The 7,739-nt window shown below is 72.1% G+C and carries 9 protein-coding genes; 5 read left to right on the forward strand and 4 right to left on the reverse strand.

Annotation, left to right across the window (positions count from 1 at the left end):
* Positions 1-1,149, forward strand: a 1,149-nt coding sequence (dinB, locus tag VNM44_RS05755; RefSeq protein ID WP_325623609.1) for a DNA polymerase IV, incomplete at its 5' end; no start/stop codon positions are given.
* A 3-nt stretch (positions 1,150-1,152) separates the two neighbouring features.
* Here dinB and VNM44_RS05760 read toward each other — a convergent pair.
* Positions 1,153-2,157, reverse strand: coding sequence for a GNAT family N-acetyltransferase (locus tag VNM44_RS05760; protein ID WP_414652956.1), 1,005 nt, complete (start codon positions 2,155-2,157; stop codon positions 1,153-1,155).
* 22 nt (positions 2,158-2,179) lie between these two features.
* On the opposite strand from VNM44_RS05760, the gene VNM44_RS05765 reads away from it, so the two are divergent.
* The 3 genes from VNM44_RS05765 to VNM44_RS05775 all read left to right on the forward strand — a co-directional run bounded on the left by VNM44_RS05765 (position 2,180) and on the right by VNM44_RS05775 (position 4,143).
* Complete coding sequence (locus VNM44_RS05765) at positions 2,180-3,004, forward strand: hypothetical protein (protein ID WP_325623611.1); 825 nt, start codon at positions 2,180-2,182, stop codon at positions 3,002-3,004.
* On the forward strand, positions 2,977-3,633 hold the full coding sequence (locus tag VNM44_RS05770; protein WP_325623613.1) for a hypothetical protein: 657 nt from the start codon (positions 2,977-2,979) through the stop codon (positions 3,631-3,633). The genes VNM44_RS05765 and VNM44_RS05770 overlap by 28 nt, the downstream gene beginning before the upstream one ends.
* Positions 3,634-3,708: 75 nt before the next feature.
* Positions 3,709-4,143 (forward strand): CBS domain-containing protein, encoded by a 435-nt coding sequence (locus VNM44_RS05775; RefSeq protein WP_325623615.1) that lies wholly within the window; start codon positions 3,709-3,711, stop codon positions 4,141-4,143.
* A gap of 16 nt (positions 4,144-4,159) precedes the next feature.
* On the opposite strand, the gene VNM44_RS05780 is transcribed toward VNM44_RS05775, so the two are convergent.
* From VNM44_RS05780 to VNM44_RS05790, 3 genes are read right to left on the reverse strand one after another with little or no spacing between them, the layout of a single operon-like run.
* Positions 4,160-4,996 carry a histone deacetylase gene (locus tag VNM44_RS05780; RefSeq protein ID WP_325623617.1) on the reverse strand — a complete coding sequence of 279 codons (837 nt, stop codon included), beginning with the start codon at positions 4,994-4,996 and terminating at the stop codon, positions 4,160-4,162.
* A gap of 14 nt (positions 4,997-5,010) precedes the next feature.
* Positions 5,011-5,889 carry a 5'-3' exonuclease gene (locus tag VNM44_RS05785; RefSeq protein WP_325623619.1) on the reverse strand — a complete coding sequence of 293 codons (879 nt, stop codon included), beginning with the start codon at positions 5,887-5,889 and terminating at the stop codon, positions 5,011-5,013.
* A complete protein-coding gene (locus VNM44_RS05790; RefSeq protein WP_325623622.1) occupies positions 5,886-6,533 on the reverse strand; it encodes a lysophospholipid acyltransferase family protein in 648 nt (215 codons plus the stop codon). The genes VNM44_RS05785 and VNM44_RS05790 overlap by 4 nt, the downstream gene beginning before the upstream one ends.
* A gap of 69 nt (positions 6,534-6,602) precedes the next feature.
* Here VNM44_RS05790 and topA point away from each other — a divergent pair.
* Positions 6,603-7,739 (forward strand): type I DNA topoisomerase (topA, locus tag VNM44_RS05795; protein WP_325623624.1); only part of this gene is annotated, 1,137 nt, incomplete at its 3' end.

Below are 7,739 nucleotides of genomic sequence, written 5' to 3' on the forward strand. Positions count from 1 at the left end.
TTCTTCGCCTCGGTCGAGCAGCGCGACGACCCCACGCTCCGCGGGCGGCCGGTGATCGTCGGCGCGGGCGTCGTGCTCGCGGCGAGCTACGAGGCCAAGGCGTACGGCGTCCGCACCGCAATGGGCGGCCGCCAGGCGCGCCGCCTCTGCCCGCAGGCTGTCGTCGTCTCGCCGCGCATGTCGGCCTACTCCGAGGCGAGCAAGGCGATGTTTCGCGTCTTCGAGGACGCGACGCCGCTCGTCGAGGGGTTGTCGATCGACGAGGCGTTCCTCGACGTCCGCGGGATGCAGCGGCTCGTCGGCACGCCGACCGAGATGGCCGTCCGGCTGCGAAGAGACGTGCGCGAGCAGGTCGGGCTGCCGATCACCGTCGGGGTCGCGCGGACGAAGTTCCTCGCGAAGGTCGCGAGCGGCGTCGCCAAGCCCGACGGTCTCCTCGTCGTGCCGCCCGGCGACGAGCTCGGCTTCCTGCACCCCCTGCCCGTCGAGCGACTCTGGGGCGTCGGGCCCGTCACCGCCCAGAAGCTCCGGATGCGCGGGTTCCTCACCGTCGGCCAGGTCGCAGCGCTCGCCGAGACGGCACTCGTGGCCATGCTCGGCCCCGCGGCCGGGAGGCAGCTCCATGCCCTCGCCCACAATCGCGACCGGAGGCGGGTCCAGCCCGGCCGCCGCCGCGGCTCGATCGGGTCGCAGCGCGCCCTTGGACGGAAGCCGCGCTCGTACGCCGAGCTCGACGCGACGCTCGTCGGCCTGGTCGACCGCGTCACGGGCCGGATGCGGCGCGCCGGACGGGCGGGGCGCACCGTCGTGCTGCGGCTGCGCTTCGACGACTTCAGCCGGGCGACCCGCTCGCACACGCTCCCTCGGGCGACGGCCGAGACGCACGTGATCCTGACCACCGCACGGGGCCTCCTCGCCGGGGAGCTGCCCACGATCGAGCGGCGCGGGCTCACGCTGATCGGAGTCGCAGTCGCGAATCTCCAGAGCGACCGCGGCGTCCAGCTCGCGCTCCCGTTCGCGAGCGCCGGCGGCCTCGCGCTGGACACGGTCGTGGACGAGATCCGGTCGCGGTTCGGGACGAGCGCGATCACGCGGGCGGTGCTGCTCGGTCGAGACCGTGGCTTCGAGATGCCGCTGCTGCCGGATTAGCCGTCAGCGCCAGTCGTCGAGCACGAACGCGTCCGGGCGGTTGAAGGCCTCCCCGTTCGGCCGGTGCATCCCGACGCCCTGACGGAACGTCCGATGGCCGCGCTCTGCGAGCACCTGCGCCGCACCCTCACGCGCGAGGCTGACGCCGGCCTCGAGGCGCGTCGCCCCGCGCCGCGCCGCGAAGCTCTCGCAGGAATCGAGGAGCGCCCCGAGGAGCTCCCGTGGGCGATCTCCCGGGCAGACGGCTGCGAACTTCACGTAGCAGGTGCCCCGCACGGCCTCCGAGCCGGGGCCGACATGGCACACGGCGAAGCCGGCGACTGCGGCCTCGTCGCGCACGAGCACGACGTCCCCGACGTCCTGCTCCATGACCGTCTCGATCTCGCGCGCGAGATCGAGACCGGGGAAGATGGCGCCGGCGATCGCACGACACGCCTCGAGCGCCTCCGCGCGATCCCGGTCCCCGAGCGTCGCGAGGGTCTCCACCGACACCGCCGCGCCCGCGAGCGGCTTCTCGGTGAGTGCCGTCAAGAAGCGCGGCCAGAACCCGTGCTTGCGGTAGAGGTGAACGTGCTTCGTGCTCTCGGCGAAGGTGAACAGGCCCGTCTGGCTCACATCCCAGCCGTCGACGACGGGGAGGCACGCGTCCCAGAGCCGCGACCCGATCCCCCGCTCCCACAGGTCCGGCCGCACGGTCAGGGGGCCGAACACCGCGAAGCTCCCCCACCGGCGGACGAACGCCGACCCGACGAGCTCGCCGTCGAGCACGGCCTTGAACGCCGCGTCCGGACTTGCCGTCCAGCGGCTTCGGATCGGGTCGGCGCCGTCGGCGAAGCGGAGCGGCTCCTCGAGACCCAGGATCGTCCCGAAGGCAAGCCTGAAGACCCTGTCCGCCGCCGCGAGATCGGCCCGCTCGAGCGGCGCGACCGTGATCGGAGCCGTCCCGTCCGTGCGCGGGACGGTACACCACCCGGGTGAAACTCGACCGCGCGGACGCCGCCGACACAGAACCGCTATAGCGTCGGCGCCCGTGAACCTCGTCTGGGGCGCGCTCGTGGTCGCCGCCGTGACGGCGATCGCCGTCGCGGTGATGCTGGCTGTTCGCCGCCGCGCCCCGGAAGGCAGCTACTTCTCGGACGGCGACCGCGCCTCCGGCGTGTTCGGCGTCCTCGCGACCGGCTTCTCCGTGCTGCTCGGGTTCATCGTCTTCCTCGCGTTCACGAGCTACGACCAGTCGCGTACCGGGGCCGAGACGGAGGCGCTGGTCGTGATCCAGCAGCTCGAGAACGCGCAGCTCTTTCCGCCCGCGGCGGGCAAGGTGCTGACCGGCCAACTGCTCTGCTACGCCCGCAACGTCGTGCACGAGGAGTGGCCGCGGATGGAGCACGGCACCGAGGGGGACTCTGTCAACCCGTGGGCGCTCGAGATGTTCGACACCGTTCGGCACGTGCAGCCGAAGACGGCGAGCGAGCAGTCCGCCTACGACAAGTGGCTCGATCAGACGTCGACACGAGAAGAGGCGCGCCGCGATCGCGTACACGGAGCCGTCGGCGTGATCCCCTCGCCTCTGTGGTTCGTTCTCTTCTTCATCGCGGCGGTGATCTTCGTCTACATGCTCTTCTTCGCCGACAGCGGGGAAGGGGCGGTCACCCAGGCGCTTCTGATGGGAGCGGTGACCTCCGTCATCGTGACCCTGCTCCTGCTGCTCTCGTTCCTCGACAGCCCGTTCCACTCCGGCCTCGGAGGTGTCAGACCGGTGGCGATGGAACGCACGATGCGCGTCATCGACAGCGTGCTGCCGTCGATCGCGCCGGACGTCGCCCCACCGTGCGACGCCGCGGGGAGGCCTGTCTGAGCGGCGACGACGGGGTCGACCGGGTCGCGCTCGTCGCGACGATCCTGCTCGCGGCGGCGACGGTCGCCACCGCCTGGAGCGGCTACCAGGCGAGCCGCTGGGGCGGCGAGGCGACGAAGGCAACGATGAAGGGAAACGCGGCGCGGATCGAGTCGACGCGCGCGTCGAGTCTCGCCAACGCTCAGGCTCAGGTCGACGTCGCCGTCTTCACGCAGTGGGTCGACGCATACGCAAGGGACGAAACGCGACTTCGGGACTTCTACTTCGAGCGGTTCCGAGCGGAGTTCAAGCCCGCGGTCGTCGCCTGGATCGCGACGAAGCCGATCGAGAACGCAAACGCGCCGCTGACGCCGTTCGCGATGCCGCAGTACAAGTCGGCGGCCCGCGACGAGGCGGCGCGGCTCGAGGCGCAGGCGGACACCTGGGCGGCCATCTCGCGGCGGAACATCCAGCGCTCGACGAACTACGTGCTCGGCGTCGTCCTCTTCGCTGCTGCGCTGTTCTTCGCCGGTATGAGCACCAAGCTCCCGGCGCGCGGTCTCAGGATCGCGCTGCTGACGATCGGCGCGGTCGTCTTCCTCGGGACGCTCGCCTGGATCGCGTCGTCTCCGGTGAGCATTTCGGTCTGACGTCCGGTCCGCGCGCGTTTCGCGGAAACTCGGCGCGGGAACAGCCGGGTCGACCACGACGACGGAGGACTCGCTATGACACGGGTGGCCGACGTGATGACTCCGGGGGTCGAGACGACGACCTCCTCCGAAGCGCTGCGCGACGCGGCGCGCACCATGCGGAAGGGCGACTTCGGCGCGATGCCGGTCGTCGACGACGGGCGACTCGTCGGGATGCTCACCGACCGCGACATCGTCGTGCGGGCTGTCGCCGAGGGCCTCGACCCGATGTCCGCGCGGGTGGGCGACGTCGCATCCCCGAGCCCGGTAGCGGTAGCGCCCGATCAGGACCTCGACGAGGCGATGGAGCTGATGGCCGAGTACCGGGTGCGGCGGCTTCCCGTCGTCGACGGTGAGCGGCTCGTCGGTGTCGTGAGCCAGGCGGACGTCGCTCTCGAGGCGAACGAGAAGAAGACCGGCTCGGTCGTCCAGGAGATCTCCGAGCCGTCATCAGTTCCGCGCGAGACGTAGCGAGAAGGCGGCCTGCCTACGCGGCGTCGAAGCCCTCGATCGTCGCCTCCACCAGCCGCGGGAGAGTCGCCAGGTTGTAGCCGCCCTCGAGCACGGCGCCCAGCCGCGGGCCGAGCTGGGCCGAACGCCGCGCCAACTCGCTGAACCCGCGCTCGGTGACCTCCATTCCCGCGAGCGGGTCGTCGACGTGCGCGTCGAACCCCGCCGAGACGAGGACGAGCCCGGGATCGAAGGCGCGCACCGCAGGCTCGACGAGCGTCGAGAAGGCCGCGAGGTACGCGGCGTCGCCCGACCCGGCCGTGAGCGGCACGTTCAGCGTCGTCTCGTCGCTCGTTCCCGGCCCCCCGCTGCCCGGGTAGAAGGGCCACTGGTGGAGCGAGACGACGAGCACCGAGTCGTCGCCGCGGAACATCGCGTCCGTGCCGTTCCCATGGTGGACGTCCCAGTCGACGATCGCCACGCGCTCGACCCCGAGACTGTCCTGGGCGTGACGCGCGGCGACCGCGATGTTGCCGAACAGGCAGAACCCCATCGCGTGGCGGGGCAGCGCGTGATGCCCGGGAGGGCGAACGAGTGCGAACCCTCCGACCTCGGCCGCCTCGATCGCGCAGCCGGCCGCGAGTCGCGCCGCCTCCCAGGAGGTCGGGCCGCCGAGCGTGTCGCCGTCGAGCCACGTCTCGGCGTCGAGCGACGCGATCGAGTCGACGTACGCCGAGTCGTGAACACGCTCGATCTGCGCACGGCTCGCCCTGCGACCGTGGCGGGTCGCGCCGCCGAGCGCCTCGAGGAGAACCTCGAGCCGCTCGGGCCGCTCGGGATGATGATGATGGCCGGTCGCGTGCAGGTGGGCCATCGCGGGGTGCGAGATCAGCTCGATGCGGCCTCCTCGAGCCGGCCCGCGACGCGCCCGAGGCCGAGCGCCTCCGCCGCCGCCGCGCCCGCCTGCCAGTCCGGCTCCCGGTCGGGGAGCTTCGGCAACGGCGCAGACGGGTCCAGCGTCGCGACGTGGCGATACGTGCGCAGCGCGTCGGCCTCCGCGGAGAAGCGCCCCGCGGCGAGCAGCGCGTCGAGGCTGCCGTTGCCTGCAAGGAGCGAGGCGGCCGTCTTCGCGCCCACGCCGCGTGCGCCGGGGATCTTGTCCGACGGGTCTCCCCGCAGGGCGATGAAGTCCGGAACCTGCTCGGGCTCGACGCCGTAGCGCTCCCGCACCTCCGCGGGCCCGATGCGGGCGAGCTCGCTGACGCCGCGTACCGGCTGCAGGATCGTCACGTCCTCGGCGGCGAGCTGGAAGGCATCGCGATCGGAGGTGGCGACGAGCACCGTGCCGCCGCTCGCGCGCTCCGAGGCGACCGCCGCCGCGAGGAAGTCGTCGGCCTCGTACCCGGCCGCCTTGCCGCAGACGATGCCTGCGGCCTCCAGCAGCCCGGGTGCGAGGTCGAGCTGCTCGAGCAGCTCGGGGTCGAACACCCGCCCGGCCTGGTACCCGGGAAGCAGCTCGTGCCGATAGGTCGGCACGGTGAGGGTGTCCCAGCCGACGACGACGGCCCGCGGCCGTTCCGCCTGCCAGAGCCGGAGCACCATCGACATCAGCCCCGTGAGAAGGTTTCCCGGCCGACCGTTCACGCGGCGGATCGAGCGCGGCAGCGCGTGGAACGCGCGGTGGGCGAACGAGTCGCCGTCGATCACGAGCAGCGGGGCCCGTGGCCGGGGCGTGGCTGCAGCCTCGCCCCTCTTGGTGGGTGTCAAGAGGCCGCCTCCCTCGTTCCGCGCGCCACGGTCTCGAGCGCGGCGATCGCCTCGCGCAGCCGGTCGGTCGCGACTTGCGCCGCCTCGCCCTCGTCCATGCCGACGAGGTCGGCCGTCTCGATCGGCGGCCCGTAGGCGACGCCCAACGGTCCGAGGCGGCCAAGGCGCTCGGTGCCCGCGATCCCCGCAGGGACGAGCGGCACCTGCGCCGAGAGCGCGATGCGCGCGGCGCCCGTGTGCCAGCGGGCCTCGTATCGCTTTCGGATGCCTTTCGCCCGCCGCGTTCCCTCCGGGAACATCACCACTGCGTGCCCCTCCCGACAGAGCGCGACCGCGGTGTCGATTGCCTGCGTGTCGCGCCCGCCGCGGTCGACCGGGAAGCCGCCACCCGCGCGCACGATCCAGCCGAGCGGCGGCCAGAAGAGCTCCTTCTTTGCCATGAAACGCAGAAACCGGCGCGGGAAGAGCGGTATGCCGAGCGGCCAGGGATCGAAGTTCGACCAGTGGTTCGCGGCCAGGACGCAGCCGCCGCCCGGGACGTGCTCGCGGCCCGTCACCCGCAGGCGAAGGACGAGGCGGACGACCGGCCAGCTGAGCACGGCGACGAGGGAATACAGCCAGCTGGGCCTGGGCGGGCGCGCCATCGGCGCGCAGGATACGTTCGCTCCGTCGGGAAACGGCGGCGCACACGGTCGTTACGCTGTCGAGCCGAGATGCCAACCCGCCTCGTCATCGTCGAGTCTCCCGCCAAGGCGCGGACGATCGCCGGCTACCTCGGCGGCGAGTTCGTGGTCGAATCGAGCGTCGGCCACATCCGCGACCTCCCGAACCGCGCGTCGGACGTCCCGAAGGAGCAGCGCGAGCGCTACGGCAAGCTCGGCGTCGACGTCGAGCACGAGTTCGAGCCGTTCTACGTCGTGGACGCGGACAAGAAGCGCGTCGTCTCCGACCTGCGCCAGAAGCTCCGGGGGGCAGACGAGCTCCTGCTCGCGACGGACGAGGACCGCGAAGGCGAGGCGATCGCCTGGCACCTCCGCGAGGTACTGAAGCCGAAGGTTCCCGTCCGGCGAATGGTGTTCCACGAGATCACGCGCGACGCGATCCAGCGCGCGCTCGACCAGACGCGCGACATCGACGAGCGCCTCGTCGACGCTCAGGAGACGCGGCGGATCCTCGACCGACTCTACGGCTTCGAAGTCTCGCCCGTCCTCTGGAAGAAGGTCATGCCCCGCCTCTCGGCGGGCCGCGTGCAGTCGGTGGCCACCCGGCTCGTCGTCGAGCGCGAGCGCGAGCGGATGCGGTTCGTCGCGGCGAGCTACTGGGATGTCGTCGGGACGTTCGAGCCGGGCTCGTTCGAGGCGCGACTCGTCGCGGTCGCCGGCAAACGGATTGCCCAGGGTCGGGACTTCCGCGAGGACGGCACCTCGGGGGACGACGTCCTCGTGCTCGACGAGGAGGCTGCCCGGTCGCTTGCGACGGGCCTCGAGGGCCGGCTGTTCTCCGTGCAGAAGGTCGACGAGAAGCCGTACACGCGCCGTCCGGCCGCGCCGTTCCGCACGTCGACGCTGCAGCAGGAGGCGAGTCGGAAGCTCCGGTTCTCGTCGCAGACGACGATGAGCCTCGCGCAGCGGCTGTACGAGAACGGCCACATCACGTACATGCGCACCGACTCGGTGACGCTCTCCGACGCGGCGCTGAAGGCGGCGCGGGCGCACGCAGCGCGCGAACACGGGCCGGAGACGGTGCCCGCCGAGCCGCGCCGGTACGAGCGGGCGGTCGCGAACGCGCAGGAGGCGCACGAGGCGATCCGCCCGGCGGGCGACGTCTTCCGCACGCCGGCGCAGCTCGCA

It is taken from the genome of Gaiella sp., assembly GCF_035558935.1.
Classification (GTDB): Bacteria; Actinomycetota; Thermoleophilia; order Gaiellales; family Gaiellaceae; genus Gaiella.

What these genes read in the sequence shown, in the direction of transcription:
- VNM44_RS05790 (WP_325623622.1), bottom strand. Translation starts at nt 6,533, where the DNA reads ATGGCGCGCCCGCCCAGGCCCAGCTGGCTGTATTCCCTCGTCGCCGTG.
- VNM44_RS05780 (WP_325623617.1), bottom strand. Translation starts at nt 4,996, where the DNA reads ATGGCCCACCTGCACGCGACCGGCCATCATCATCATCCCGAGCGGCCC.
- VNM44_RS05775 (WP_325623615.1), top strand. Translation starts at nt 3,709, where the DNA reads ATGACACGGGTGGCCGACGTGATGACTCCGGGGGTCGAGACGACGACC.